Source organism: Streptomyces sp. CNX435 (assembly GCF_059570575.1).
This window is the reverse complement of sequence record NZ_JCANTA010000002.1, coordinates 398,305-424,347: the sequence shown is the minus strand read 5'-3', so window position 1 is coordinate 424,347 and position 26,043 is coordinate 398,305. Positions and strand designations below refer to the sequence as shown.

The following is a 26,043-nucleotide window of genomic DNA, read 5'->3' as shown; positions in this document are numbered from 1 at the left end:
AGCCAGTAGAGTGACCGGCCATGGCTGGACGTCCTCTCCACGACATCGTCGAAGCCGGCTGGGCCAAGGCCCTGGAACCGGTCGCCCAACAGATCGCCGCCATGGGCGACTTCCTGCGCGCGGAGATCGCGGCGGGGCGGACATACCTGCCCGCCGGGCCGAACGTGCTACGGGCGTTCCAGCAGCCCTTCGACGACGTGCGGGTGCTCGTCGTCGGCCAGGACCCGTACCCCACCCCGGGCCACGCCGTCGGCCTCAGCTTCTCCGTCGCCCCCGACGTGCGCCCGCTGCCCGGCAGCCTGGAGAACATCTTCCGCGAGCTGCACAGCGACCTCGGCCACCGCCGCCCCGCCAACGGCGACCTCACCCCCTGGACGACGCAGGGCGTGCTCCTGCTCAACAGGGCGCTGACCACCGCGCCGAGGCGCCCCGCCGCGCACCGCGGCAAGGGCTGGGAGCAGGTCACCGAGCAGGCCATCCGGGCGCTCGCCGCGCGCGGCCGGCCGCTGGTGGCGGTCCTCTGGGGCCGCGACGCGCGCAATCTGCGCCCCCTGCTCAGCGACTACCCCGCCATCGAGTCCGCCCACCCCTCCCCCATGTCCGCCGACCGCGGCTTCTTCGGCTCCCGCCCCTTCAGCCGGGCCAACGAGCTGCTGCGGGAGCAGGGCGCGGAGCCGGTGGACTGGACGCTGCCGACGAACGGATAGCCGCCATGACCAGCGACACGGCCCGATGGGTGCTCGGCATCGACTCCGGCGGCTCGGGGCTGCGCATCGCCGTGGCGGCCGTCCCGCGAGAGGGTGGCGAGCCGGCGGCGGACGAGACCGCCGTCGCGACCGCGGGGCCGGTCGGCACCGGGGAGAACGGGCTCGACGCCGACGACCTCCTCGGCAAGGTGCTCCCCGCCGCGCACACGCTGCTGCGCGACACCGGCGCGGAGTCCTTCGACGCCGTGTGCGTCGGCGCCGCCGGCATGGCCTCCCTCGGCGCCGATCTCCGCGCCCGGCTGCCCCACGCCCTGGCGGACGCCCTCGGCGTACGGCGCCTGGCGCTCGCCGCCGACGGCGTCACCGCGTACGCGGGGGCGGTCGGGCAGCACCCCGGCGCCGTCGTCGCGGCCGGCACCGGCGTGATCGCCGTGGGCACCGGGCTCGACGCGGCCGGGTGGCGGCGGGCCGACGGCTGGGGGCACCTGCTCGGCGACTGCGGGGGCGGCGCGTGGATCGGGCGGGCGGGGCTGGAGGCGGCGATGCGGGCGTTCGACGGCCGCCGCGGCGGCTCGGCGGCGCTGCTGGCCCGGATGGAGGCGGTGTTCGGCACCGGTACGGAGATGCCGGGCCTGCTGTACCCGCGGCCGGACCGTCCGGCGGTGCTGGCGCGGTTCGCCCCGGAGGTCGCCCGGTGCGCCCCGCACGACCCGGTGTCGGCCGCGATCCTCGGCGAAGCGGGCGGGCACATCGCCGCCGCGGCCGTCGCGGTCTGCCCCGCCGACCCGGGCAGCACGGTCGTGCTCACGGGCGGTCTCTTCGGCATCGGCGAGCCGCTGCTGGCGCCGCTGCGCGCGGAGCTGGCGGAGCGGCTGCCGCGCGCCCGGGTGGCGGCAGCGGCGGGGGCGCCGCTGGCGGGATCGCCGCTGGCGGGGGCGCTGCGGATCGCCGCCGCGCTGGCTGCGGAGGAGCTGGTGCTGCCGCTGGAGCACGGCATGCTCGACGTCTGGTAGCTGCCGGAGCCGGGCGTGGCGGCCGGCGACCGAACCACGCCGCCGGACGACGCCGCCGGACGGGCGCGGCGACCGCGCGTAGCGGAGCGGAGACGGTACGTAGGAGATCCGTCACCCCCTGTCGGCCCGCGTGCTCCGGTGGTCACGCCCGCGGGCGAATGCCCACCCCGGGCATGTGTCGGGCGGCGGTGACGCGTTAACATGCGGCGCCATGAGCTCTGCCGATGGACACGCAGCCGGTCTGCCCGTACGTATGCCCCGCCGACAGCCGGGGCGGCACCGCAAGCCGGAGCGGCCGAGCGCGCCCGAGGGCGCGCCGGCGCTGGTCCTGGCCGTGCCGGGGGCGCCCGAGGCGTCGATCCGCAGCATGGCCGAGGAGGTGCTGAGCATCGCCCGCTCCGACCTGCCGGGGCTCGACGGCCGGGTCGCCTACGTCGAGGGCGAGAGCGATGAGTTCCCGCCGCTGACGACGGTGCTGGCGCAGGCCGCGGCGCAGCGCGCCGCGCTCGCCGAGGCCGGGACGCTGCAGGTGGCCCAGGACGTGCCGGTGGCCGTCGTGGTGCCGCTGCTCGCGGGTCCCGACCCCGTGCTGCTCGACCGGGTGCGCGACTCCATCGCGACGTGCGGGGCGGCGGTCGAGCTCACCGACGTACTCGGGCCGCACCCGCTGCTCGCCGAGGCACTGCACGTGCGGCTGTCGGAGGCGGGGCTCGCCCGTGCGGACCGCGCGCGGCTGTTCACCGTCGCGACCGCGGCGGACGGCATTATCCTCGGCGCCGTGGGCGGCGAGGAGGCCGTACAGGCGGCGGGTGTGACGGGCATGCTGCTCTCGGCGCGGCTGGCGGTGCCGGTGCTGGCGGCGCCGCTGGACCGGGCGGGCGCGGTGGCCAAGGTCGCGGAGTCGCTGCGGACTTCGGGCTCGGCGCGGCTCGCGCTCGCGCCGTACGCGCTGGGGCCCGAGCTGCCGGCGGAGATGCTGGCCACCGCGGCGCGGGAGGCGGCGTGCGAGGCGGCGGAGCCGCTGGGACCGTACCCGTCGGTCGGGCAGCTGGCGCTGACGCAGTACACGACGACGCTGGGCATCGCGCCGCAGCCCGCCGGGTCGCCGATGCGCTGACGTGGACGTACGGGCGGGGCGCACGCCCCGTGCAGGACATCGCAGATATCGCGGACATCGGGAGCGGTCGGCGCGCGCCGGCGGCTCCGCGACGTGACGGAACTGCGCTACGGGCCGCAGTCATGGGCCGGCGGGTGGGACCGGCTCAGGCGAACACCACGCACGACGCTCCCGGCACCGCCGCCGAGCCGGTACGCCGCGGGGTGCCGCTCTCCGCGTCGATCTCGAACCAGGTGACGTCGCCGGAGTGCTCGTTGGCCGCGTAGAGGTGGCGGCCGGTCGGGTCGATCGCGAGGTCCCGCGGCCAGGCGCCACCGCAGGGGACGTGGGAGACCGTTTCGCGGACGCCGCCGTCCTCGTCGAGCGCCAGGGTGGCGATGACGTCGGGGCCGCGGACGGCGGTCCAGCAGAAGCGGCCGTCCGGGGAGACCACGATGCCTGACGCGTACGGGGTCTCGGCCGGCTCGGCGGTCAGCATGGGGGCCTCGGCGAGCGGTTCGAGGGTGCCGGTCGCGGCGTCCCAGGAACAGACGGTGACGACGGGCTCCAGCTCGCAGGCGACGTAGACCCGGTGGCCGTCGGGGTGGAAGGCCAGGTGGCGCGGGCCGGTGCCGGGGCGGAGCGGGACCTCGTGGTTCAGCCGCAGCGCGCCGCGGTCGGCGTCGAGGGCACAGACGAGCACGGAGTCGGTGCCGAGGTCGACGCCGAGGACCCAGCGGCCGGTCGGGTCGGGCACCACCTGGTGGGCGTGCGGGCCCTCCTGGCGCTCGGCGACCGGCCCGCCGCCCTCGTGCTGCAGCAGGGCGGCGGGGCCGGCGAGGCTGCCGTCGGGGGTGATGGGCACGGTGCTGAAGCTGCCGGAGGTGTAGTTGGCGGTGATGACGTGGCCGCCGGCGAGGGCGAGGTGGGCGGGGTGGTCGCCGCTGACGGGCACGGGGGCGCCTACGGGCTCGGGCTTGTCGTCGGCGAGCCGGAACGCCGCGACGCTGCCGCCCTCGGTCTGGCTCACGGCGTACAGCAGCCCGCCGCCGTCGGCGACGGCGAGGAACGAGGGGTCGGGGACGGCGTCCGTCGAGTGCCGCGGGGTGAGGGCGCCGGTGTCCGGGTCCACGGCGGCGACGGTGATCCCGGCGCCGCCACGGCTGGAGTACGAGCCGACACAGGCCCGCAGAACCGATTCACCCATGTGCTTTCCCCTTCCAGCAGGCCCGGAGCCGGTCCGGGCGACCCTACCCGACGATCTCCCGCCCGTCCGGCCATCTCCCGCACGACGCCGGCGAGACGTTCCCGGGTCGCCGGCCGGCCCGCCCCGACCGCCGGGCCCGGGCGGCTCGCGGCGTACCGGCCTTGGCATGCTGGCCGCATGAGCGCCACCGGACCCACCGCCGTCGTCTTCGACCTCGACGGCACCCTCGTCGACAGCGAACCGAACTACTACGAGGCCGGGCGCCGCGTCCTCGGGCGGCACGGCGTCCCGGACTTCACCTGGGAGGACCACGCCGGGTTCCTCGGGGTGGGCACCCGGGAGACGCTGCGCACGCTGCGCGAGCGGTACGGGCTGGCGGCGCCGGTGGAGGAGTTGCTGGCGGAGAAGAACGCGGAGTACGTGCGGCTGGCGCGAGCGGCGACGGAACCGTATCCGCAGATGCGGAAGTTCGCCGAGATGCTGTACGCGGCCGGGTGCCCGACGGCCGTCGCGTCCGGCTCCTCGCGCGTCGCCATCGAGGCGGTGCTGCCGGCGGCGGGGCTGGCCGGACTGTTCACCGTGCTGGTCGCGGCGGAGGAGGTCGCGCGGGGCAAGCCGGAGCCGGACGTGTTCCTGGAGGCGGCCCGGCGGCTGGGCGTACGGCCGGAGGACTGCGCGGTGGTGGAGGACGCGCCGCCGGGGTGGGAGGCGGCGCGGCGGGCGGGGATGCGGTGCGTGGCGGTGCCGTATCTGCCGGAGCAGGCGGACGAGGCGGTCGCCGCGGGGGCGGGGCTGGTGTTCCGGGGCGGGCAGGGGGAGTTCTCGGCCGAGCGGGCGTTCGCGTGGGTGACGGGCGGGGCGTGACGGGGCGGCGGAAAGGGCAGTCCGCAGGCGTCGCCGCCGGGGCGCCGCCGGATGCTCCCTCCGTCCTGTTCGTGCCCCCTGCCGCAACCGCCCGGGTTCAGCCGAGGAACGACAGCCGCACGCTGCGCCGCGGGTTGTCGCGGTTGGTGTCGACCAGCACCACCGACTGCCAGGTGCCCAGCTCCAGCCGGCCGCCGAGCACCGGCAGCGTGGCGTGCGGCGGCACCAGCGCGGGCAGCACGTGGTCGCGCCCGTGGCCGGGGCTGCCGTGCCGGTGGTTCCAGCGGTCGTCGGCGGGCAGCAGGTCGTGCAGCGCGGCGAGGAGGTCGTCGTCGCTGCCGGCGCCCGTCTCGATGATCGCGATGCCCGCGGTGGCATGCGGCACGAACACGTTGAGCAGCCCGTCGCGGCCGTCGGCCGCCTCGCGCAGGAACGCGTCACAGTCGGCGGTGAGGTCGTGCACCGTTTCTCCGGCGCCGGTGGTGATCTGGAGCGAGTGGGTCGTGAAGACGTCGGTCATGGGGCCAGCATCGCGCATGGGGAAGACCCACGCCGCCCCGGGCGTTGGCGCACACATGAGCGGCATCGCGAGGACGCAGGTGGTGGTGGTCGGCTCCGGCCAGGCGGGGCTGTCGGCGGCGTACTTCCTGCGCCGCGCCGGCCTGGACTTCGTCGTCCTGGACCACTCCCCCGGCCCGGGCGGCGCGTGGCAGTTCCGCTGGCCCACGCTGACGTACGGCAAGGCGCACCGCGTGCACGACCTGCCGGGCATGCCGCTGGCCGCCGCGGCGGCGGACGGCACCCGGCCGGCCGCTGAGGTCGTCGCCGGGTACTTCGCCGGGTACGAGCGCGCCTTCGAGCTTCCGGTGCTGCGGCCGGTGAACGTGGCCGAGGTACGCGAGGGCGACGGGGAGGAGGCCGGGCGGCTGCTGGTCGTCTCAGACGCGGGCACCTGGTCGGCGCGCGCGCTGGTCAACGCCACGGGCACCTGGGACCGGCCGTTCTGGCCGCGCTACCCGGGCCAGGGGAGGTTCCGCGGTCGCCAGCTGCACACGGCGCAGTACCGCGGTCCGGACGAGTTCGCCGGGCAGCGGGTGGTGGTCGTCGGCGGCGGCGCCTCCGGCACGCAGCACCTGCTGGAGCTGGCGGGTACGGCGGCGGAGACCGCCTGGGTGACGCGCCGCCCGCCGGTGTGGCGCGAGGGGCCGTTCAACGAGGACTGGGGCCGCGCCGTGGTGGCCAGGGTCGAGGCGCGGGTACGGGCCGGGCTGCCGCCGTCGAGCGTGGTCGGCGAGACGGGGCTGCCGCTGACGGACGAGATGCGCGCGGCACGGGACGCGGGCGTGCTGGCGCGGCGGCCGATGTTCGAGCGGATCACGCCGGAGGGCGTGGCCTGGGCGGACGGAACGGTCTTCCACGCGGACGCCATCCTGTGGGCGACGGGCTTCCGCGCGGCCGTCGACCACCTGGCGCCCCTGAAGCTCCGCGAACCGGGCGGCGGCATCCGCCTGGACGGCACCCGCGCGGCCCGCGACGCGCGGATCCACCTGGTCGGCTACGGCCCGTCGGCGAGCACCATCGGCGCCAACCGCGCCGGCCGCACGGCGGTGAGGGAACTGACCCGTCTGCTCACCGCCACCCCGGATCCCGAGGCCGTGCCCGCGGACACCGACCACGCCGGCACCGACCGGACCGGCACCAGCAGCGCCGGCACCGGCAGCGCCGACGGCGACCGCGGCGGCGGCGCCGGTCGCGCGGCCCTCAGCGCTGCCGGCTGAGGCTGGAGCTGCGTACCACCAACTCCGGCTGCAGCACGATCCGCTGGTGTGCGTGCTCCTCCACGCCCTCCCCCGTCTCCTCGATGAGCAGCTCCGCCGCCTCCCGGCCCATCCGGTGCGCCGGCTGGCGCACCGACGTCAATGGCACCGCCGCCGCCGCCGCGAACTCGATGTCGTCGTAGCCGACGAGCGCGATGTCTCCCGGGACGGAGACGCCCGCCGCGAAGAGCGTCTGGAGTACGCCGAGGGCCAGCAGGTCGTTGGCGCAGAACACCGCCGACGGGCGCGGCGACATGCCCAGCAGCCGGGCGCCGGCGTCGCGGCCCGCGGCGACGTCCATCTGCCCGGTCTCCACGTGCAGCAGCGCCTCGGGGCCGAGGCCCTCCTCGGCGAGGGCGGCCAGCGCGCCGGTGTGGCGGTCCTGGCACTGCGGCAGCTGCATGGGGCCGCTGACGTAGACCAGGGAGCCGTGGCCGGCGCCGATGAGGTGGCGGGCGGCGAGCATGCCGCCCTGGATGTCGTCGAGGGAGACCGAGCATGCGTCGGCGCTGGCGACGGTGCGGTCGACGAAGACGTACGGGATGCCGTGCCGGCCGAAGGACTCCAGGGTGCGCCCGCTGGTGTCGGCGGGGGTGACGAGCACGCCGCGGACCCGCTGCTCGGCGAAGAGGCCCAGGTACTCGGCCTCCTCCGCGGGGCTCTGGGCGCTGTTGCAGAGCATCACGCCGAGCCCGGCGTCCCGCGCCGCGCGCTCCGCGCCGGTGGCGACGTCGACGAAGAACGGGTTCGTCATGTCCAGTACGAGCAGCGCGATGATGCGGCTGCGTCCGGCGCGCAGCTGCCGCGCCGACTCGCTGCGTACGTAGCCGAGCCGGTCGATCGCCGCCTGCACCCGCTCACGGGTGGCGGTGGCCACGCTGTCGGGCCGGTTGATGACGTTCGACACGGTGCCGACGGAGACGCCCGCGTGCCGCGCGACGTCCTTGATGCCCACCATGCGCCCCACGCGCGTTCCCCTTCAGCCGTCCAGCCGGTCGTACGCGGCGCGCCCCGGCCGCGGCCCGTCGCTCATGCTACGCATGGCCACCGCCGGTCCCCGCCACCTCCACCAGGTCCAGCCCGGCGAGGTCCGCGAGCGCGCGCAGCTCGGGCAGGAGGTGGCCGGTGGCCAGCGCCCAGTGGTGACCGACGCCGCTGGCGCTCCACTCGTCGCACCACTCGCCCGGGTCGCGGCCGAAGTCGACGCGGGAGGTGGTGTTGCCGATGGCCAGCAGCGGGCCGGCGTTGACGGTGCCGGCGGAGGCGATGAGCCGGTAGCGGCCGTCGCGACTCTGGCCGAGGCCGACCGCGGTGACGGGCCCGTGCCGTACGTCGAACTCCACGGACACGCCCCAGCCGCGCTTGCCGTGGTAGACGCCGAGGCCGCGCAGCAGCGGCCGGCCCTCGCTGATCGCCGGGTGCCCGGGGCCGTCGTGGCCCATCTCGACCACGCCGTCGCGGAAGTTGAGCGCCTGCATCTCGGTGAAGGAGCCGCCGGCCCCGAACCGGTCGGCGACGAGCATGGCGAGCGAGGTGCGCAGCTCGTACTCGCCGGCGGCGGGGATGCCGCGGGCGGTGAGCAGGGAGGCGCCGAGGATCATGCCGGCGCCAAGCCGCTCGTGGGTCTCGCCGTCGAGCCCGCGGTGGTAGTACGCGAGGGAGTCGAGGTCGAAGTCGGCGGCGAGCCGGTCCAGGCCCACCGACACCCGCGCCGCCCACGCGAGGTCGTCGGGGTCCACGGTGTCGTCGAGGTCGAAGACCTCGCGGGTCTCGGCGAGCTTGGCCGCCACCTCGTCGTCGCCGGCCTTCTCGGCCCGTACCCGCAGGTCGTCGAACTCCAGCACCTCGACGTGACCGCCGAGGTTCGCGGTGACCATGGTGAGGTCGGTGGAGACGTCGTACATGCCCGGGTAGAGGTGGCCCATCAGCCCGTGCCGGCCGTGGCGCAGCACGGCGCGCACCCCCGCCGCGCGGATCCAGCGGCCGATGCGCGCCCACGCCCGCTCGTCCTGAAGGTGCCCGGAGACGGAGCGGAAGTCGACGCCGCAGCGCTCGAAGGCGTTGGCCATCTCGGGCAGCGGGCAGGCGCCGCAGTAGGCGAGCCACTGGCCGGTGTCGAAGCTCGCGTGGTCCATCGCCTCGGTGGGCTGGAGGTTGATCAGCAGCACGGGCGCGTCGCTGCGCTGGGCGACGGGGACGAGCATGGTCGCGGTCATGTACGTGGTGAGGAAGCCGACGATCAGGTCGCAGTCGGCGGCGCGCAGCTTCTCCGCCGCGGCGGCGCCCTCGGGGGCGTCGGAGATGAAGCCGGCGTCGACGACCTCGGCGTCGAAGCCCGCCATCCGCTCGGCGACGCGGGCGGCGGAGCGCTTGAGCTGCGGCAGCAGGTCGGGGAACTGCGGCCAGTACGCGCCGAGTCCGCCCGCGACCAGGCCGATCCTGGGTTTGCGTGCGGTGGCGGGGGTGCGTGCGGTCGTCATGGGTGGCTCCTAGCGGGTGCGCCTAGCCGGGCAGGGCGAAGTCCACGGTGCGCAGCGGCGAGGGCGTCGTGCCGGTGGACTTCTGCTGGTACATGAAGGACAGGACGCCGTCCTGGGCGAGCCGGGTCTCGTCGAGGATCACCTCGCCGAAGGCGTCGAGGCCCGCGCCGTCGAAGAGGACCTGCCAGTCGGTCCAGCCGGAGGCGGCGGAGGCGGCGACGACGCGGCCGTAGGGCAGGACGGCGTAGGCGTTGTCGTGGCGGTCGAAGGCGAGTTTGGAGCGCTGGGTGGAGTCCAGCGGCACGTCGATCTCGGTCTTGTGCCATTGCCCGGCGTCGTCGCGGTGGACGTGGAAGGCGCGGGCGTTCGCCTTGCGGTCGGCGACGTAGTCGGTGGCGCACTGGCCGAAGCGGCCGGGGACGTAGCTGATGAGCGCGTGCGGGCGGCCGGCGGAGTCGGTGGCCTGGTGCTCCTGGTTCATCAGCGCGTGGTCGGCGTTCAGCGGGTCGGCGACGGTGCCGGGATCGTCGAAGGCGACGAGGTCGGAGCCGCCGGTGGTGCCGACCACCTGGCCGGCGGCGTTGGTCCAGGTGCGGCCGTCGTCGGTGGAGCGGACGTAGCCGGTGTCGTGGTTGCTGAGGCCGCCGGGGGCGCACATGACGGCGGTGTTCTGCTCGCGCCAGGTGTAGAAGGCGTGCAGGGTGCCGTCCGGCCCGTAGTCGATGCCGTGCAGGTACATGTTGCGGGCGGAGCTGCTGCCGTGGGCGGTGGTGTACGTGCCGGTGGAGCCGGACCACTGGCCGAGCGCCCGCCAGCGGGTGCCGTCGTAGGCGGCCAGCGCGTTGCGGCCGTTGCCGGAGACGCCGTCGCGGTAGCTGAGCAGCAGCCCGCCGGCGGGGGTGGCGACGAACTGGGGATAGGTGAAGCGGTCGGTGAGCGCCAGCCCGTCCAGCGAGGTCTGGACGGCCCCGAAGTTCCCCGCCGTCCAGTCGTGCTTCCCGGGCTCGCTCATCAGGCCGGGCGCGGACTTGACGTAGAAGAAGCCGTCGGAGTGCGAGTCCATGTTGACGTGCAGCCGGCCGTCGGCGGCGGAGACGCCGAGCGAGATGACGTTGTGGGAGTCGTCGGCCTTGAGCCTGTGGTCCAGGGTGACGGTCTCCCAGCGCTGCTCGCCGAGCGCGCGGCGGGCCACGACGGCGCTGCGGTCGGCGGTGTACCACGCCGCGTACTGGTGGCCCGCGTGGGTCAGGATGCCGTTCTTCGTGAAGGAGCTGTTGTTGACCAGGCCGTCGTACGAGACGAAGTAGATCGCCTCCGGGTCGAGTTCGGTGTCGGCGATCCGGGTCAGCGAGGGACCCGGCGCCGCGGCGGGGCCGGGGCCCGCCGCGGCCGACGGGAGCGCGACCGCGGTCAGCAACAGGGCGGCGGCCACGAGCGCGGGCTTCACGAGGGAGAGGGAGAACGGTGTCATGGGGGGTCCTCAGTCGAGGTGGAAGACCTCTGTCAGGGGGCGTACGGCCGCGTCCGGCGCGGCGCCGTCGAGCGCCTCGAAGAACGGGGCCATCTCGGCCTGCCAGCGCGCGTTCACGTCGCTCGCGGCCATCGCGGCCTGCGCGGCGGCGAAGTCGTCGGTCTCCAGGTAGCCGACCAGGAGGCCGTCGTCGCGCAGGAAGAGCGAGTAGTTGCGCCAGCCGGCGGCGGAGAGCGCGGCGAGCATGTCCGGCCACACGGCCGCATGCCGCTCGCGGTACTCCGCCAGCCGGCCGGCGCGTACCTTCAGCAGGAAGCAGACGCGGGGCATCGCGCCGGGCCCCTCAGAAGTCGTACTCGTCGATGTTCTTCTCGTCGAACACGGTCGGCGGGCCGAGGATGACCTCGCCGTCCTTGCCGACGGTGTACTCGCCGAGCTTGCCGGCCTCGAACTTCTCGCCCTCCTTGCCGGTGATCTGGCCGGAGGCCAGCGCGGCGGCGGCGTAGGCGCCGAGGTAGCCGAGGTCCTTGGGGTCCCAGAGGGAGAACTCCTCGACGGTGCCGTCCTTGATGAACTTGCGCATCTGGTTCGGCGTGCCGAGGCCGTTGAGCACGACCTCGCCCTTGTAGTCGGAGGAGCTGATGTAGCGGGCGGCGGCGGCGATGCCGACGGTGGTGGGCGAGATGATGCCCTTCAGGTCGGGGTACGCCTTGAGCAGCCCTTGCGTCTCCTGGAAGGACATCTGGTCGTCGTCGTCGCCGTAGGCGACCTTGACCAGCTTCATGTCCTTGTACTCCGGCTTCTTCAGCTCGTCCTTCATGTATTTGATCCAGGTGTTCTGGTTCGTGGCGTTCTGCGTCGCGGACAGGATCGCGATCTCGCCCTTGTGGCCGAGTTGCTCGGCGATGCGCTGCACCTGGCTGCGGCCGATCTCCTCGGAGCTGGCCTGGTTGATGAAGAGCTGGCGGCAGTCCTTGGCGGTGTCCGAGTCGTAGGCGACGATCTTGATGTCCTGCTGCATGGCCGTCTTCAGCGGGCCGCAGACCGCGTTGGGGTCGTTGGCGGCGATGAGGATGGCGTCCTGCCGCTGCTGGACGAGGGTGTTGATGTACGAGACCTGCGAGGACGCCTTGGCGTCGGAGGGGCCGACCTCCTTGGCCTCGGCGTCGAACTCCGCGCTCGCCTCGATGCCGGCCTCGTCGACGATCTGCTCGTACGGGTTGTTGATCTGCTTGGGCAGGAACGCGATCTTCAGGCCCTTCTTCAGCGGCGCGTCCGGGTTCGCGGTGGCGTCCGACGCCTGCTCCTTGGCGTCGCTCTCCGCGTCGTCCTTGGTGGTGCCCGAGCAGGCGCCGGCCGCCAGGGTGAGGGCGCACAGCGCGGCTGTCGCGGCGAGGGTGCGGCTCTTGTTACGCATGCGGGTGAACCTTTCGCGTTCGCGTCCGCGCGTCGCGGAGGCGGAGTCGGACGAGGGTCGGCGGGTCATGGGGCCGCGGCGAGGCGGCGGTTGCGGCGCTCCGCGAGCGCGGAGACGGCGCGCGGGGCGAGTACGGAGGCGATGAGCAGCAGCCCGGTGACGATCACGCGGATCTCGTTGGCCACGTCGTTGAGGGTGAGCAGGTTGTTGAGCAGGCCGATGAGGAGCACGCCGGCGACGGCGCCGCCGAGGGTCCCCCTGCCGCCGTTGAAGTCGACGCCGCCGAGGAGCACGGAGGCGATGACGACAAGTTCCAGGCCGAGGCCGTTGTCGGCGCGGGCGCTGCCGTAGCGCAGGGTGTAGACGATGCCCGCGAAGGACGCCATCAGGCCGGAGACGACGAACAGCGCGAGCTTGATGCGCTTGACGCGGATGCCGGCGAACCAGGCGGCGTCCTCCTGGGCGCCGATGGCGTACAGCGAGCGGCCGAAGCCGGTCATGTGCAGCAGCACGGCGGCGAGCACGGCGAGCACCGCGAAGAGCGCGATGGGGTACGGCACGAAGGTGCCCGGCACGGTCTCCGTGGAGGAGGCCCACTTCGCGTACGTGTCGGGGAAGCCGGCGACGGCCTTGTCGCCGAGGACCACCGAGGCCAGGCCCCGGTAGAGGGTGAGGGTGCCGATGGTGACGGCCAGCGGGGGCAGCCCGACGCGGGTGACGAGCCAGCCGTTGAGCAGCCCGCCGGCCGCGCCGGCGAGCAGGCAGAGCGGCACGATCAGCTCGAAGGTATAGCCGGCGTCCCACAGCGAGCCGGCGAGCGCGCTGGACAGGCCGAGCATGGAGGCGACGGACAGGTCGACCTGGCCGGCGACGACGAGCAGCGTCATCGGCAGCGCGATGAGGGCGATCTCGGCGGTGTCGTTGAGCGCGGCGGACATGTTGCCGGTGGCGGCGAAGCCCTCGGTGGACGAGGTGCCGGCCAGGAACACCGCGATCAGCAGGATGCCGACGGCGGTGTCCCACCGCAGGTAGGTGCCGAGCGACTTCACGGCCGCCTCCTCTTCCGCAGCGCGCTGGTGGTGCGCCGCTGCACGATGCGGTCGGTGGTGATGGCGGCGAGCAGCAGCACGCCGGTGATGGCCTGCTGCCAGAAGGAGCTGACCTTGAGCACGACCAGCGCGCTGCCGATGGTGGTGAGCAGCGCGGCGCCGAGCGCGGCGCCCCACACCGAGCCGACGCCGCCGGTGATGGCGACGCCGCCGACGACGACCGCGCTGACGACGGTCAGCTCCCAGCCGTTCGCGGCGTCCGCGACGACGGTGCCGAAGCGGGCGAGCCACAGCGCGCCGGCGAAGCCGGCGATCGCGCCGGAGAAGGCGTACGCGCCGAGCACGCGGCGGCGGATGGGGATGCCGGCGAGCCGGGCGGCCTCGGGGTTGGAGCCGATGGCGTACAGCTCGCGACCGCCCGTATAGGAGCGCAGGTAGTACGCGGTGCCGGCGAGGACGACGGCGGTGATCAGCGGCAGGTACGGGATGCCGAGGATGCTGCCGGTGCCGAGGGAGAGGACGTCGTCGGGGAGGTTGGCGGCGTTGATCTGCTCGCCGCCCGCCCACCAGTAGTCCAGGCCCTGGATGACGTAGAGCATGCCGAGGGTGACGACCAGTGCGGGGACCTTGCCGAAGCTCACCAGCAGCCCGCTGACCAGGCCGCAGGCGGTGCCGAGCGCGATGCCGAGGAGGACGACGACGAACGCGCTGTGGTCGGTGCCGGAGACGAAGTCGCCGCAGGCGAAGGCGGTCAGGCCGACGACGGAGCCGACGGACAGGTCGATGTTGCGGGTGATGACGACGACGGACTGGCCGACGGCGAGCAGCACCAGGATGGAGGAGTTGAGCAGCAGGTCCTCGACGCCCTGGTCGTCCAGGAAGCTCGGGTTGGCGATCCAGGTGCAGAGGATCAGCAGGACGAGGGCGCCGCCGATGGACAGTTCGCGGGCGCGGAAGATCACGTCGGTCAGCGAGCGCGCGGAGCGCTCGTCGCCGCCCGCGGGGGCGGGCTCGGTCTTCTGTACGGTCGCGCTCATGCGGCCGCCTCCCTGGCGCCGCGGCCGGTCGCGGCGGTCATCACGGACTCCTCGGTGGCCTCGGCCCTCGGGATCTCGGCGACGAGGCGGCCCTCGTGCATGACGAGCACGCGGTCGGCCATGCCGAGGACCTCGGGCAGGTCGGAGGAGACCATCAGCACGGCGAGGCCGCCGGCCGCCAGTTCGGAGAGCAGCCGGTGCACCTCGGCCTTGGTGCCCACGTCGATGCCGCGTGTCGGCTCGTCGACGATGAGCACCGACGGCTCGGTGGCCAGCCACTTGGCGAGCACGACCTTCTGCTGGTTGCCGCCGGAGAGCACGCCGACGTCGTCGGTGAGCCGCCCGTACTTCAGCCGCAGCCGCGCCGCCCAGTCGGCGGCCCGGGCGCGCTCCAGCGCGCGCTTGACGAGGCCGGCGGAGCCGAGTCGGCCGAGCCCGGTGAGGCCGATGTTGCGCTCGATGGACATCTCCATGACCAGTCCGCGCTGCCGCCGGTCCTCGGGGACCAGGGCGACGCCCGCGTCCATGGCGGCGGTGGGTGAGCCGCGGCGCAGCGGGCGGCCGGCCACGTGCACCTCGCCGGCGTCGGGGGTGTCGACGCCGAACGCGGCCTGGACGACCTCGCTGCGGCCGGCGCCGACGAGCCCGGCGAGCGCGACGATCTCGCCGCTGCGGACGTCGAAGGAGACGTCGTGGAAGACGCCTTCGCGGGTGAGCCGGCGCACGGACAGCGCGGTCTCGCCCAGTTCGGCGTCCTGCTTGGGGTACAGCTCGTCGAGGTCGCGGCCGACCATGCGGCGTACGAGGTCGTCCTCGGTGAGCGCGGCGACCTCGTCGGTGGCGATCCACCGGCCGTCGCGCAGCGTGGTGACGCGCCGGCAGAGCCGGAAGATCTCCTCCAGCCGGTGGGAGATGAAGAGCACGGCGGCGCCCTCGCCGCGCAGCGCCTCGACGACGGCGAAGAGACGGGCGGTCTCGCTGCCGGTGAGGGCGGCGGTGGGCTCGTCCATGATCAGGACGCGGGCGTCGAACGACAGCGCCTTGGCGATCTCCACGATCTGCTGGTCGGCGATGGACAGCCCGCGCGCCGGGCGGTCGGGGTCGAGGTCGACGCCGAGGCGGCGTATGAGCGCGGCGGTGGCGTCGTGCACCGACGTGCGGTCGATGCGGCGCAGCGTCCGGCGGGGCTGGCGGCCCATGAAGATGTTCTCGGCGATGGACAGGTCGGGGAAGAGCGTGGGTTCCTGGTAGATCACGGCGATGCCCGCGTCGCGGGCGTCGGCCGGGCCGTGGAAGGCCACCGGGGCGTCGTCGAGGAGCAGGTGGCCGGCGTCGGGGCGGTGGACTCCGGCGAGCGTCTTGATGAGGGTGGACTTCCCCGCGCCGTTCTCCCCGGCGAGGGCGTGCGCCTCGCCGGCGTGCAGCGTGAGGGAGACGTCCTCCAGGGCGCGTACGGCCCCGAAGGACTTGCTCAGGCCGCGCGCGGCCAGGACGGGCACTTCTGTCATGGTCAGCACCGTTGCGGTCGGCAGCTCGTGAAAGGTTTCAATCAGTTTTCACGGAAGCTAGACCTCCCCCAACAGGCCCGTCAATGGGTCAGACGTGGAAACTTTCCGGGCAACGCCAAGTCGTCCGCGACCTCTTGACACTCCCTCCCCGCCTGCCTAACTTCGTAATCTGAAACGATTCATGCACGTTGTCCCCCGGAGGGCCCCGTGATCAGCAGGCGTCGACTGCTCGGCACCGCCACCGCCATCGGTACCGCCGCCACCGGCGCCGCGCCCGCCGCCCGCGCTGCCGGGAGCGATGCGGTCCGGGAGACGCGGGTGACCCGGCCGACCGTGGAGTACGTCAGCCGCCCGCTGGGCCTCGACGTCGACCGCCCCCGGCTCAGCTGGCCCGTGGAGTCCGGTACGCCCGGCGGGGCGCAGCGCGCGTACCAGGTCCGGGTGGCCACCGACCCGGGCCGGCTCGCCGACCCTGACGTGTGGGACAGCGGCAGGGTCGAGTCCGCCGACTCCGTCCTCGTGCCGTACGGCGGGCCGGAGTTGCGGCCGCGTACCCGCTACCACTGGACCGTGCGCGTCTGGGACCGGGAGGGCACGGCGTCCGACTGGAGCGAGCCCACCTGGTGGGAGACGGGGCTGCGCGGCGAGGAGTGGGCCGCGACGTGGATCTCCGCGCCCGACCCGCCGACCGACGCGCCCGACATCACCGGCGCCTCGTGGATCTGGTTCCCCGAGGGCGACCCGGCGTCCAGCGCCCCCGCCGAGACCCGCTGGTTCCGCGCCCGGCTCGACATACCCGCGGGTGTCACCCGGGCCCGGCTGGTCATCGCCGCCGACGACCGCCACACCACGTACGTCGACGGCACCGAGGTCGCCGCCGGCACCGCCTGGAACCGCCCCGACGTCGTGGACGTCACCGGGCTGCTCACCGCCGGCGCCGCTGCCGTCGTCGTGGCCGTCGCCGCCGCCAACGGCTCCGAAGGCCCCGCCGGACTGCTCGGCGTCCTCGAACTCACCACCGCCGACGGCGTCACGACCCGCGTCACCGACGCCGGCTGGAAGTCCGCCGACGCCGAGCCCGCCGACGGCTGGACCGCCCCCGACTTCGACGACTCCGACTGGGCCGCCGTCCAGGTCCTCGCCCCCTGGGGCGCCGGCCCGTGGGGCGAGGTCACCGTGCCCGTCTCGCTGCCCGCCGCGCAGCTGCGGCACGAGTTCCGGCTGCCGGTGCGGCGCATCGCCCGCGCGCGGCTGTACGCCACGGCCCTCGGGCTGTACGAGGCCCACCTCAACGGCCGCCGCGTCGGCGAGGACGTGCTCGCCCCCGGCTGGACCGACTACCACGAGCGGGTGCAATACCAGACGTACGACGTCACCGGCCTGCTGCGCCCCGGCGCCAACGCCGTCGGCGTCGACCTGGCCGCCGGCTGGTACGCGGGCAACCTCGGCTGGTTCGGGCCGCACCACTACGGCGAACGCCCCGCGCTGCTGGCACAGCTGGAGGTGACGTACGCCGACGGCAGCGTCGAGCGGATCCTGTCGGACACCGGCTGGCGCGCCACCGGCGGCCCCGTCACCGCCGCGGACCTGATGGCCGGCGAGGACCACGACGCCCGCCTGGAGACCCCCGGCTGGACCGCGCCCGGGTTCGACGACTCCGGCTGGCGCCCGGCCGAGGCCGCGGACGCCGGCGGCACCGCGGTCGTCGCCCAGGTCGACGGGCCGACCCGGGTGCAGACCGAACTGCCCGCGCGGAAGGTCACCGAGCCCGCGCCCGGGGTGTTCGTCTTCGACCTCGGCCAGAACATGGTCGGCGCCGTCCGGCTGCGGGTGACGGGCGCGGCCGGCACCGTCGTCACGCTGCGCCACGCCGAGGTGCTGAACCCCGACGGCACCCTCTACACCGCCAACCTGCGCACCGCCCGCGCGACCGATACGTACACCCTGCGCGGCGACGCGGAAGGGGAGGTCTACGAGCCGAGGTTCACCTTCCACGGCTTCCGCTACGTCGAGGTCACCGGCTACCCGGGCACGCCGCCGACGAGCGCGGTCACCGGCCGCGTGATGCACACCGCCGCGCCGTTCACGATGGACTTCGAGACGAACGTGCCGACGCTCAACCAGCTGCACGCCAACATCACCTGGGGCCAGCGCGGCAACTTCCTGTCCGTGCCCACCGACACCCCGGCCCGCGACGAACGCCTGGGCTGGACCGGCGACATCAACGTCTTCGCGCCCACCGCGGCGTACACGATGGAGTCCGCCCGCTTCCTCACCAAGTGGCTGTACGACCTGCGCGACGACCAGGCCGACGACGGCGCCTACCCCGACGTCGCCCCCTGGGTCGGCCCGGTCGGCAAGGGCGTCGCCGGCTGGGGCGACGCCGGCACCACCGTGCCGTGGGCGCTGTACCAGGCGTACGGCGACACCCGCGTACTGGAGCAGTCGTGGGACTCGATGCTGGCGTGGCTCGGCTACCTGGAGCGCAACAGCACCGGCTACCTGCGCCCCGCCGAGGGCTACGGCGACTGGCTCAACACCGAGGACGAGACGCCGAAGGACGTCATCGGCACCGCGTACTTCGCGCACAGCGCCGACCTCGTCGCCCGCGTCGCCCGCGTCCTCGGCCGCGACCCGGCCCCGTACGACACGCTCTCCGGCGCCGTACGCGAGGCGTTCACCGCCGCCTACGTGTCCGAGGGCGGGGCCAGGATCAAGGGCGACACGCAGACCGCGTACGTGCTGGCGCTCTCCATGGACCTGTTGCCCGAGGACGCCCGCGGGCCGGCCGCCGACCGTCTCGTCGCGCTCGTCGAGGCCCGCGACTGGCACCTGTCCACCGGCTTCCTCGGCACCCCCCGGCTGCTGCCCGTACTGACCGCCACCGGCCACACCGACGTCGCGTACCGGCTGCTGCACCAGGACACGTTCCCGGGCTGGGGCTACCAGATCGCCAACGGCGCCACCACCATGTGGGAGCGCTGGGACTCCATCAGGCCCGACGGCTCCTTCCAGGACGCCGGCATGAACTCCTTCAACCACTACGCCTACGGCTGCGTCGGGGAGTGGATGTACCGCCACATCACCGGCATCGCCCCTGCCGAGCCGGGCTTCCGCAAGCTGCTGGTCCGCCCCCGCCCCGGCGGCCGGGTCGACCGGGCCGCCGGCCGGCTCACGACCCTCTACGGCCCCGTCAGCACGGACTGGGAACAGCGCGACGGCCGGCTGCGGCTGGACGTGACGCTCCCCTTCAACACCACCGCCGAGGTCTGGGTCCCGGCCCGGTCCGCGGCGGACGTCTCCCACGGCAGCGCCCGCTTCCTGCGGATGGCGGACGGCTGCGCCGTCTTCGCCGCGGACGCGGGCACGCACCGCTTCGCCAACTGAACACACCCCACACGACAGCGACACCCCCGCGCGGAAAGGCCTCGCGATGACCGTGAAAGCGGCACTCAAGTCCCAGGCAATCGAGACACCGTCCTGGGCGTACGGCAACTCAGGCACACGCTTCAAGGTCTTCGCGCAGCCGGGGGTGCCGCGCACGCCCCAGGAGAAGCTGGACGACGCCGCCCGGGTCCACGAGCACACCGGTGTGGCGCCGTCCGTCGCGCTGCACATCCCCTGGGACCGGGTGGCGGGCGCCGACGGCTACGCGGCGCTCGCGGCGTACGCGAAGGAGCGGGGGCTCCGGCTCGGCGCGATCAACGCCAACGTCTTCCAGGACGACGACTACAAGCTGGGCTCGGTCACCCACCCGGACCCGGCGGTGCGGCGCAAGGCGCTGGCGCACCTGATGGAGTGCGTCGACATCATGGACGCCACCGGCTCGCGGGACCTGAAGCTCTGGTTCTCCGACGGCACCAACTACCCCGGCCAGGACGACGTGCGCGAGCGCCAGGACCGGCTGGCCGAGGCGCTGGACGCGGTGTACGGGCGGCTCGGCGAGGGGCAGCGGATGCTGCTGGAGTACAAGCTCTTCGAGCCGGCCTTCTACCACATGGACGTGCCGGACTGGGGCACGGCGTACGCACACTGCCTGCGCCTGGGCGACCGGGCTCAGGTGGTGGTGGACACCGGGCACCACGCGCCGGGCACCAACATCGAGTTCATCGTCGCGGTGCTGCTGCGGGAGGGGAAGCTCGGCGGCTTCGACTTCAACTCCCGCTTCTACGCGGACGACGACCTGATGGTCGGCGCGGCCGACCCGTTCCAGCTGTTCCGCCTCATGTACGAGGTCGTGCGGGGCGGCGGGTTCGGCCCCGACGTGGCGTTCATGCTCGACCAGTGCCACAACATCGAGCCGAAGATCCCCGCGATCATCCGCTCGGTGATGAACGTCCAGGAGGCCACGGCCAAGGCGCTGCTCGTCGACCGCGAGGCGCTGGCCGCCGCGCAGCGCGAGGGCGACGTGCTGGGCGCCAACGCCGTGCTGATGGACGCCTACAACACCGACGTACGGCCGCTGCTGGCCGAGGTGCGCGAGGAGCTGGGGCTCGACCCGGACCCGGTGGCCGCGTACCGGCGCTCGGGGTGGGCCGAGCGGATAGCCGCGGAGCGGGTCGGCGGCACGCAGGCCGGGTGGGGCGCGTGAGCGGGGCGCCGCGGCCGGAGGGCGCGTACGACCCGGTGGCCGACCTGCTGGAGCGGGCGCACCGGCTGGGGGCGGACCCGCGCAACACCAACTACGCGGGCGGCAACGCCTCCGCGAAGGGCACCGCGACCGACCCGGTGACCGGGGGCGACGTGGAGCTGATGTGGGTCAAGGGCTCCGGCGGCGACCTCGGCACGCTGACGGCCGCGGGGCTCGCGGTGCTGCGTCTGGACCGGCTGCGGGCGCTGGCGGGCACGTACCCGGGAGTGGACCGCGAGGACGAGATGGTGGGCGCGTTCGACTACTGCCTGCACGGCCGCGGATGGCTCCCGGGGGGAGAAGGAACAGCACCCTCGATCGACACCGCCATGCACGGCCTGGTCGGCGCCCCGCACGTCGACCACCTCCACCCCGACTCCGGCATCGCGCTCGCCTGCGCCGCGGACGGCGAGGAACTGACCCGGCGGTGCTTCGGCGAGCGCGTGGTGTGGGTGCCGTGGCGGCGGCCCGGCTTCCAGCTGGGCCTGGACATCGCGGCCGTGCACGAGGCGCACCCCGGGGCGATCGGCGTGGTCCTCGGCGGCCACGGCATCACGGCGTGGGGCGCGGACTCCGCGGAGTGCGAGCGCAACTCGCTGGAGATCATCCGCACCGCCGAGCGGTTCCTCGCCGCGCAGGGGCGGCCCGACCCGTTCGGCCCGCTCCTGGAGGGCTACGGGCCGCTGCCCGCCGGCGAACGCCGGGAGCGGGCCGCCGCGCTGGCGCCGGTGATCCGCGGGCTGGCGTCCACAGACCGGCACCAGGTCGGCCACTTCACCGACGGCGACGCCGTGCTGGACTTCCTGGCGCGCGAGGCGCATCCGCGGCTGGCCGCACTCGGCACGTCCTGCCCCGACCACTTCCTGCGCACCAAGGTCCGCCCGCTGGTCCTGGACCTGCCGCCCGGCGCGCCGGTGGCAGACGCCGTCGCGCGGCTGCGGGAGCTGCACGTCGCGTACCGCGAGGACTACCGCGCCTACTACGAGCGCCACGCCGAGCCCGGCTCGCCGGCCATGCGCGGCGCCGACCCGGCGATCGTCCTCGTGCCCGGCGTCGGGATGTTCAGCTTCGGCAAGGACAAGCAGACCGCCCGGGTGGCCGGCGAGTTCTACGTCAACGCGATCAACGTGATGCGCGGCGCCGAGGCCGTGTCCGCGTACGCCCCCATCGCCGAGGCGGAGAAGTTCCGCATCGAGTACTGGGAGCTGGAGGAGGCCAAGCTGCGCCGGATGCCGCCGCCGAAGCCGCTCGCGACCCGGGTGGCGCTGGTCACCGGCGCCGGCTCGGGCATCGGCCGGGCCATCGCGCGGCGGCTGGTCGCGGAGGGCGCGTGCGTCGTCGTCGCCGACCGGGACGCGGGCGGCGCCGAGGCGGTCGCCGCCGAGCTGGGCGGTCCTGACAAGGCCGTCGCCGTCGAGGTGGACGTCACCGCGGAGGAGCAGATCGCGGCGGCGTTCCGGACCGCGGTGCTCGCGTTCGGCGGCGTGGACCTCGTCGTCAACAACGCCGGGATCTCGGTCTCCAAGCCGCTGGCGGAGACGACGGCGGCGGACTGGGACCGCCAGCACGCGATCATGGCGCGCGGCTCGTTCCTCGTCTCCCGCGCGGCGGCGGAGGTGCTGGCCGCCCAGGAGATGGGCGGCGACATCGTCTACATCGCCTCCAAGAACGGCGTGTTCGCCGGGCCGAACAACATCGCGTACGGGGCCGCCAAGGCCGACCAGGCACACCAGGTGCGGCTGCTCGCCGCCGAGCTGGGCGAGCTGGGCGTACGCGTCAACGGCGTCAACCCCGACGGCGTCGTGCGCGGCTCCGGCATCTTCGCCGGCGGCTGGGGCGCCAAGCGGGCGGCGGTCTACGGGGTGCCGGAGGAGAAGCTCGGCGAGTTCTACGCCCAGCGCACGCTGCTGAAGCGGGAGGTGCTGCCGGAGCACGTGGCGAACGCGGTGTTCGCGCTGACGGCCGGCGAGCTGAGCCACACGACCGGGCTGCACATCCCCGTGGACGCGGGCGTGGCCGCGGCGTTCCTGCGGTGAGCGGCGCGTACGGGCCTGGCGGCGACCCGCCGCCGTTCGCGGCCGTCGACCTCGGCGCCGCCAGCGGGCGCGTGATACTCGGCCGCGCCGGCGGCGGCGAACTGCACGTCGAGGAGGTGCACCGGTTCCCCAACCGCCCCGTACGACTGGCCGGCACACTCCACTGGGACGTGCTCGCGCTCTACGCCGGCGTGCTCGACGGGCTGCGTGCGGCGGGCCGGCGCGCCGGCGGCCGGCTCGCCGGCGTCGGCATCGACTCCTGGGCCGTCGACTACGGGCTGCTCGACGCCTCCGGCGCGCTCATCGGCAACCCGGTGCACTACCGCGACGCGCGCACCGAGGGCATGGCGGCGAAGCTGGCCGCCGTGCTGCCGGCGGCGGAGCTGTACCGGGCGACGGGCCTCGCGCCCCAGCCGTTCAACACCGTCCACCAGCTCCTCGCCGCCCGCGGCACCCCGGCGCTGGCCGCGGCCCGGCAACTGCTCCTCGTCCCCGACCTCATGGCGTACTGGCTGACCGGCGAGGCCGGCACCGAGCTGACCAACGCCTCCACCACCGCGCTCGTCGACCCGCGTACGGGCACGTTCTCCCGCCGCGTCGCCGAGGCCGCCGGCGTCGACCTCGGGCTCTTCCCGCCGCTGCGCCACCCCGGCGATCCCGCGGGTGAACTGCTGCCCGCGGTGCTGGAGGAGACGGGGCTCACCGGGCCGGTGCCGGTGACCGCGGTCGGCTCGCACGACACCGCCTCGGCCGTGGCCGCCGTCCCCGCCCGGGACGCGGACTTCGCGTACATCGCCACCGGTACCTGGTCGCTGGCCGGCGTCGAGCTGGCCGCCCCGGTGCTCACCGAGGAGAGCCGCCTTGCCGGCTTCACCAACGAGCTGGGGGTGGACGGCACCGTGCGCTACCTCCGCAACATCATGGGCCTGTGGCTGCTCCAGGAGTGCCTGCGCACCTGGGACGCCGAGGGGCGCGCGTACGAGCTGGACGCGCTGCTCGCCGAGGCCGCCGCGGTGCCGCGGCTGCGCTCGTACGTGGACGCCGGCGACCCGGGGTTCCTCGCCCCGGGCCGGATGCCGGAGCGGATCGCCGCGGCGTGCCGGCGGGCGGGCCGGCCGGCGCCGCGGACGGCGGCGGAGACCGTGCGCTGCGTGCTGGACTCGCTCGCCCTGGCGCACCGCCGCGCCGTGGCCGACGCGCAGCGGCTTTCGGGCCGTACGGTGCGTGTGGTGCACGTCGTCGGCGGCGGCGCGCGCAACGAGCTGCTGTGCCGGCTGACGGCGGACGCCTGCGGGCTGCCGGTGGTGGCGGGACCGGTGGAGGCGGCGGCGCTCGGCAACGTCCTCGTCCAGGCGCGGGCGGCCGGCGCGATCGACGGCACCCTTTCAGACCTCCGATCTCTGCTTCACAGAACGCAGTCGCTGAGGGAGTATGAACCCGGCGGCCGGTCGGCCGGGGAGGAAGCGGCGTGGGAGGAAGCGGAATGCGCGTTGCGCTCTTCGTGACGTGTGTCAACGACACGCTCTACCCGCACACCGGGCGGGCGGTGGTGACCCTCCTGGAGCGGCTGGGCGTCGCGGTCGACTTCCCGCCGGCCCAGTCGTGCTGCGGCCAGGCCCAGTTCAACACGGGTTACCGGCGCGAAACTCGGCCGCTTGCCCGCCACTACGCGCACGTCTTCGAGGGCTACGACTACGTCGTGGCGCCGTCCGGCTCGTGCGCGGCGATGGTCCGCGACAACTACCCCCGGCTCGACGACCCCGCGGCGGCGGCCGTCGCGCCGCGCACGTACGAGCTGACCGAGTTCCTCACCGACGTGCTGAAGGTGACCGACGTCGGCGCGTACTACCCGCACACGGTCACCTATCATCCGACCTGTCACGGGCTGCGGGTGCTGGGGCTCGGTGACCGGCCGCGGCGGCTGCTGGAGCGGGTGCAGGGGCTCACGCTGCGCGAGCTGGACGGCGCGGAGGAGTGCTGCGGGTTCGGCGGTACGTTCGCGCTGAAGAACCCGGCGGTCTCGGCGGCGATGGGCGCCGACAAGGCGCGGCACGTGGAGGAGTCGGGAGCGCAGGCGGTGTGCGCGGCGGACAACTCCTGCCTGATGCACATCGGCGGCACGCTGGCGCGCCGCGGCTCGCCCGTCCGGCCGGTGCACATCGCGGAGATCCTGGCGAGCACGTCAGGGGAGGTCTGGTGACCGACGCCCGTCGGGCCGGTGACGCCCGTACGTTCCTCGGCATGCCGCGTACGCGCCCCGCGGCCTTCCCGCAGTCCGCCGCCGCGGCCACCGCCGACGCCACGCTGCGCGGCAACCTCACGCACGCGACGCACACCATCCGCGCCAAGCGCGCGGCGGCCGTCGCCGAGCTGTCCGACTGGGACCGGCTGCGCGCCGCGGGCGCCGCCGTCAAGGACGACACGCTGCGCCACCTGGACCGCTATCTGGAGCAGTTGGAGGCGGCGGTGACCGCCGCGGGCGGGCACGTGCACTGGGCCGCGGACGCCGCGGAGGCGAACGCGATCGTCACCCGGCTGGTCCGGGACACCGGTGCCGACGAGGTCGTCAAGGTCAAGTCGATGGCCACGCAGGAGATCGGGCTGAACGAGGCCCTGGCGGCGGCCGGCATCCGCGCGTACGAGACGGACCTCGCCGAGCTGATCGTGCAGCTCGGCGACGACCTGCCGTCGCACATCCTGGTCCCCGCCATCCACAAGAACCGCGGCGAGATCCGCGACATCTTCCGCGACCGCATGGGCGACTGGGGCCGCCCCGCGCCCGCCGGGCTCGGCGACCGGCCCGCCGAACTGGCCGAGGCGGCACGGCTGCACCTGCGGGAGAAGTTCCTCGGCGCCCGGGTCGGCGTCTCCGGGGCGAACTTCATGGTCGCCGAGACGGGCACGCTGGTGGTGCTGGAGTCCGAGGGCAACGGCCGGATGTGCCTGACGCTGCCGGAGACGCTGATCTCCGTCGTCGGCATCGAGAAGGTGGTGCCGACCTGGCGGGACCTGGAGGTCTTCCTCCAACTGCTGCCGCGCTCCTCGACCGCCGAGCGGATGAACCCGTACACCAGCACCTGGACCGGTACTTCGGACGGCGACGGGCCGCGGGACTTCCACCTCGTGCTGCTGGACAACGGACGCACCGACACGCTGTCCGACCAGGTCGGACGCCAGGCGCTCCGGTGCATCAGATGCTCGGCGTGTCTCAACGTCTGCCCGGTGTACGAGCGCGCCGGCGGGCACGCGTACGGCTCCGCCTACCCGGGCCCGATCGGCGCGATCCTCACCCCGCAGCTGCGCGGCACGGCGAGCACGCTGGACGCCTCCCTGCCGTACGCCTCGACACTGTGCGGCGCGTGCTACGAGGTGTGCCCGGTCGCCATCGACATCCCCGAGGTGCTGGTGCACCTGCGCACCCGGGTCGCGGAGGGCGGCACGTACACGGTGCGCGGCACGAAGACGGTCGTCAAGCCGGCGAAGGGACACGCCGCGGAGCGGGCGGCTATGCGGGCGGCGCGCTGGACGATGGCGCACCCGCGCGCCTACGGCGCCGCGCTGCGCGCCACGACCGGCACCCGGCGGCTGCACCCGCGCCGGCTGCCGGGGCCGGGCCGGGCGTGGTCGGCGACCCGGGATCTGCCGCCGGTGCCGAAGGAGTCGTTCCGCGCGTGGTGGAAGCGCACCCGCGGAGCCGGATCGTGAGAGGTA

General features: G+C 74.3%; 21 protein-coding genes. 11 read left to right on the top strand and 10 right to left on the bottom strand.

Features of this window, described 5'->3' with window-relative positions:
• Positions 1-20 precede the first annotated feature (20 nt).
• The 3 genes from T328_RS05180 (at position 21) to T328_RS05170 (ending at position 2,837) form a co-directional block, all read left to right on the top strand.
• A complete protein-coding gene (locus T328_RS05180; protein ID WP_496494653.1) occupies positions 21-707 on the top strand; it encodes a uracil-DNA glycosylase in 687 nt (228 codons plus the stop codon).
• A gap of 5 nt (positions 708-712) precedes the next feature.
• Positions 713-1,720, top strand: a complete 1,008-nt coding sequence (locus T328_RS05175) for an N-acetylglucosamine kinase (protein WP_496494652.1) — start codon at positions 713-715, stop codon at positions 1,718-1,720.
• 211 nt (positions 1,721-1,931) lie between these two features.
• Complete coding sequence (locus T328_RS05170; RefSeq protein WP_496494651.1) at positions 1,932-2,837, top strand: sirohydrochlorin chelatase family protein; 906 nt, start codon at positions 1,932-1,934, stop codon at positions 2,835-2,837.
• A 145-nt stretch (positions 2,838-2,982) separates the two neighbouring features.
• Here the strand turns inward: T328_RS05170 and T328_RS05165 are convergent, their stop codons facing one another.
• Positions 2,983-4,023: a lactonase family protein gene (locus tag T328_RS05165; protein WP_496494650.1), complete on the bottom strand. Its 1,041-nt coding sequence runs from the start codon at positions 4,021-4,023 to the stop codon at positions 2,983-2,985.
• Between the two features lie 177 nt (positions 4,024-4,200).
• Between T328_RS05165 and T328_RS05160 the strand changes: the two genes are divergently transcribed.
• Positions 4,201-4,887 carry an HAD family hydrolase gene (locus tag T328_RS05160; protein ID WP_496494649.1) on the top strand — a complete coding sequence of 229 codons (687 nt, stop codon included), beginning with the start codon at positions 4,201-4,203 and terminating at the stop codon, positions 4,885-4,887.
• A gap of 97 nt (positions 4,888-4,984) precedes the next feature.
• On the opposite strand, the gene T328_RS05155 is transcribed toward T328_RS05160, so the two are convergent.
• Entirely contained in the window at positions 4,985-5,407 is a 423-nt protein-coding gene (locus T328_RS05155; protein WP_496494648.1) for a secondary thiamine-phosphate synthase enzyme YjbQ, read from the bottom strand.
• A gap of 55 nt (positions 5,408-5,462) precedes the next feature.
• On the opposite strand from T328_RS05155, the gene T328_RS05150 reads away from it, so the two are divergent.
• Positions 5,463-6,665 (top strand): NAD(P)-binding domain-containing protein, encoded by a 1,203-nt coding sequence (locus tag T328_RS05150; RefSeq protein WP_496494647.1) that lies wholly within the window; start codon positions 5,463-5,465, stop codon positions 6,663-6,665.
• Here T328_RS05150 and T328_RS05145 read toward each other — a convergent pair.
• From T328_RS05145 to T328_RS05110, 8 genes are all read right to left on the bottom strand, one after another.
• Complete coding sequence (locus T328_RS05145) at positions 6,649-7,662, bottom strand: LacI family DNA-binding transcriptional regulator (protein WP_496494898.1); 1,014 nt, start codon at positions 7,660-7,662, stop codon at positions 6,649-6,651. The genes T328_RS05150 and T328_RS05145 overlap by 17 nt on opposite strands.
• A 76-nt stretch (positions 7,663-7,738) precedes the next feature.
• The gene (locus T328_RS05140; RefSeq protein WP_496494646.1) at positions 7,739-9,184 is read right to left on the bottom strand and encodes an arabinose isomerase; all 1,446 of its coding nucleotides are present in this window, start codon (positions 9,182-9,184) and stop codon (positions 7,739-7,741) included.
• 22 nt (positions 9,185-9,206) lie between these two features.
• Positions 9,207-10,655, bottom strand: a complete 1,449-nt coding sequence (locus tag T328_RS05135) for a BNR repeat-containing protein (protein ID WP_496494645.1) — start codon at positions 10,653-10,655, stop codon at positions 9,207-9,209.
• A 9-nt stretch (positions 10,656-10,664) separates the two neighbouring features.
• Positions 10,665-10,985 carry an L-rhamnose mutarotase gene (locus tag T328_RS05130; protein WP_496494644.1) on the bottom strand — a complete coding sequence of 107 codons (321 nt, stop codon included), beginning with the start codon at positions 10,983-10,985 and terminating at the stop codon, positions 10,665-10,667.
• A 13-nt stretch (positions 10,986-10,998) separates the two neighbouring features.
• On the bottom strand, positions 10,999-12,072 hold the full coding sequence (gene rhaS / locus T328_RS05125; protein ID WP_496494643.1) for a rhamnose ABC transporter substrate-binding protein: 1,074 nt from the start codon (positions 12,070-12,072) through the stop codon (positions 10,999-11,001).
• A gap of 65 nt (positions 12,073-12,137) precedes the next feature.
• Complete coding sequence (locus T328_RS05120; RefSeq protein WP_496494642.1) at positions 12,138-13,121, bottom strand: ABC transporter permease; 984 nt, start codon at positions 13,119-13,121, stop codon at positions 12,138-12,140.
• Positions 13,118-14,158, bottom strand: coding sequence for an ABC transporter permease (locus T328_RS05115; RefSeq protein ID WP_496494641.1), 1,041 nt, complete (start codon positions 14,156-14,158; stop codon positions 13,118-13,120). Before T328_RS05115 ends, T328_RS05120 begins: the two co-directional genes overlap by 4 nt.
• A complete protein-coding gene (locus T328_RS05110; protein WP_496494640.1) occupies positions 14,155-15,666 on the bottom strand; it encodes a sugar ABC transporter ATP-binding protein in 1,512 nt (503 codons plus the stop codon). The genes T328_RS05115 and T328_RS05110 overlap by 4 nt, the downstream gene beginning before the upstream one ends.
• A gap of 207 nt (positions 15,667-15,873) precedes the next feature.
• Between T328_RS05110 and T328_RS05105 the strand changes: the two genes are divergently transcribed.
• Genes T328_RS05105 through T328_RS05080 form a run of 6 tightly spaced genes read left to right on the top strand, consistent with a single transcriptional unit; the run spans position 15,874 to position 26,037 of the window.
• A complete protein-coding gene (locus tag T328_RS05105) occupies positions 15,874-19,053 on the top strand; it encodes an alpha-L-rhamnosidase (RefSeq protein WP_496494639.1) in 3,180 nt (1,059 codons plus the stop codon).
• A gap of 46 nt (positions 19,054-19,099) precedes the next feature.
• Positions 19,100-20,257: an L-rhamnose isomerase gene (gene rhaI, locus T328_RS05100; RefSeq protein ID WP_496494638.1), complete on the top strand. Its 1,158-nt coding sequence runs from the start codon at positions 19,100-19,102 to the stop codon at positions 20,255-20,257.
• Positions 20,245-22,332 (top strand): bifunctional aldolase/short-chain dehydrogenase, encoded by a 2,088-nt coding sequence (locus T328_RS05095; RefSeq protein WP_496494637.1) that lies wholly within the window; start codon positions 20,245-20,247, stop codon positions 22,330-22,332. The genes rhaI and T328_RS05095 overlap by 13 nt, the downstream gene beginning before the upstream one ends.
• Positions 22,329-23,837, top strand: coding sequence for a rhamnulokinase (locus T328_RS05090; protein WP_496494636.1), 1,509 nt, complete (start codon positions 22,329-22,331; stop codon positions 23,835-23,837). The genes T328_RS05095 and T328_RS05090 overlap by 4 nt, the downstream gene beginning before the upstream one ends.
• Entirely contained in the window at positions 23,816-24,532 is a 717-nt protein-coding gene (locus tag T328_RS05085; RefSeq protein WP_496494635.1) for a (Fe-S)-binding protein, read from the top strand. Before T328_RS05090 ends, T328_RS05085 begins: the two co-directional genes overlap by 22 nt.
• 41 nt (positions 24,533-24,573) lie before the next feature.
• Positions 24,574-26,037, top strand: coding sequence for a lactate utilization protein B (locus T328_RS05080; RefSeq protein ID WP_496494897.1), 1,464 nt, complete (start codon positions 24,574-24,576; stop codon positions 26,035-26,037).
• Positions 26,038-26,043: the final 6 nt, after the last annotated feature.

Excerpts from the sequence above, each read along its gene's own strand:
- T328_RS05180 (WP_496494653.1), top strand. The coding sequence starts at position 21 with ATGGCTGGACGTCCTCTCCACGACATCGTCGAAGCCGGCTGGGCCAAG.
- T328_RS05175 (WP_496494652.1), top strand. The coding sequence starts at position 713 with ATGACCAGCGACACGGCCCGATGGGTGCTCGGCATCGACTCCGGCGGC.
- T328_RS05170 (WP_496494651.1), top strand. The coding sequence starts at position 1,932 with ATGAGCTCTGCCGATGGACACGCAGCCGGTCTGCCCGTACGTATGCCC.
- T328_RS05165 (WP_496494650.1), bottom strand. The coding sequence starts at position 4,023 with ATGGGTGAATCGGTTCTGCGGGCCTGTGTCGGCTCGTACTCCAGCCGT.
- T328_RS05160 (WP_496494649.1), top strand. The coding sequence starts at position 4,201 with ATGAGCGCCACCGGACCCACCGCCGTCGTCTTCGACCTCGACGGCACC.
- T328_RS05155 (WP_496494648.1), bottom strand. The coding sequence starts at position 5,407 with ATGACCGACGTCTTCACGACCCACTCGCTCCAGATCACCACCGGCGCC.
- T328_RS05150 (WP_496494647.1), top strand. The coding sequence starts at position 5,463 with ATGAGCGGCATCGCGAGGACGCAGGTGGTGGTGGTCGGCTCCGGCCAG.
- T328_RS05145 (WP_496494898.1), bottom strand. The coding sequence starts at position 7,662 with ATGGTGGGCATCAAGGACGTCGCGCGGCACGCGGGCGTCTCCGTCGGC.
- T328_RS05140 (WP_496494646.1), bottom strand. The coding sequence starts at position 9,184 with ATGACGACCGCACGCACCCCCGCCACCGCACGCAAACCCAGGATCGGC.
- T328_RS05135 (WP_496494645.1), bottom strand. The coding sequence starts at position 10,655 with ATGACACCGTTCTCCCTCTCCCTCGTGAAGCCCGCGCTCGTGGCCGCC.
- T328_RS05130 (WP_496494644.1), bottom strand. The coding sequence starts at position 10,985 with ATGCCCCGCGTCTGCTTCCTGCTGAAGGTACGCGCCGGCCGGCTGGCG.
- rhaS (WP_496494643.1), bottom strand. The coding sequence starts at position 12,072 with ATGCGTAACAAGAGCCGCACCCTCGCCGCGACAGCCGCGCTGTGCGCC.
- T328_RS05115 (WP_496494641.1), bottom strand. The coding sequence starts at position 14,158 with ATGAGCGCGACCGTACAGAAGACCGAGCCCGCCCCCGCGGGCGGCGAC.
- T328_RS05110 (WP_496494640.1), bottom strand. The coding sequence starts at position 15,666 with ATGACAGAAGTGCCCGTCCTGGCCGCGCGCGGCCTGAGCAAGTCCTTC.
- rhaI (WP_496494638.1), top strand. The coding sequence starts at position 19,100 with ATGACCGTGAAAGCGGCACTCAAGTCCCAGGCAATCGAGACACCGTCC.
- T328_RS05085 (WP_496494635.1), top strand. The coding sequence starts at position 23,816 with ATGCGCGTTGCGCTCTTCGTGACGTGTGTCAACGACACGCTCTACCCG.
- T328_RS05080 (WP_496494897.1), top strand. The coding sequence starts at position 24,574 with ATGCCGCGTACGCGCCCCGCGGCCTTCCCGCAGTCCGCCGCCGCGGCC.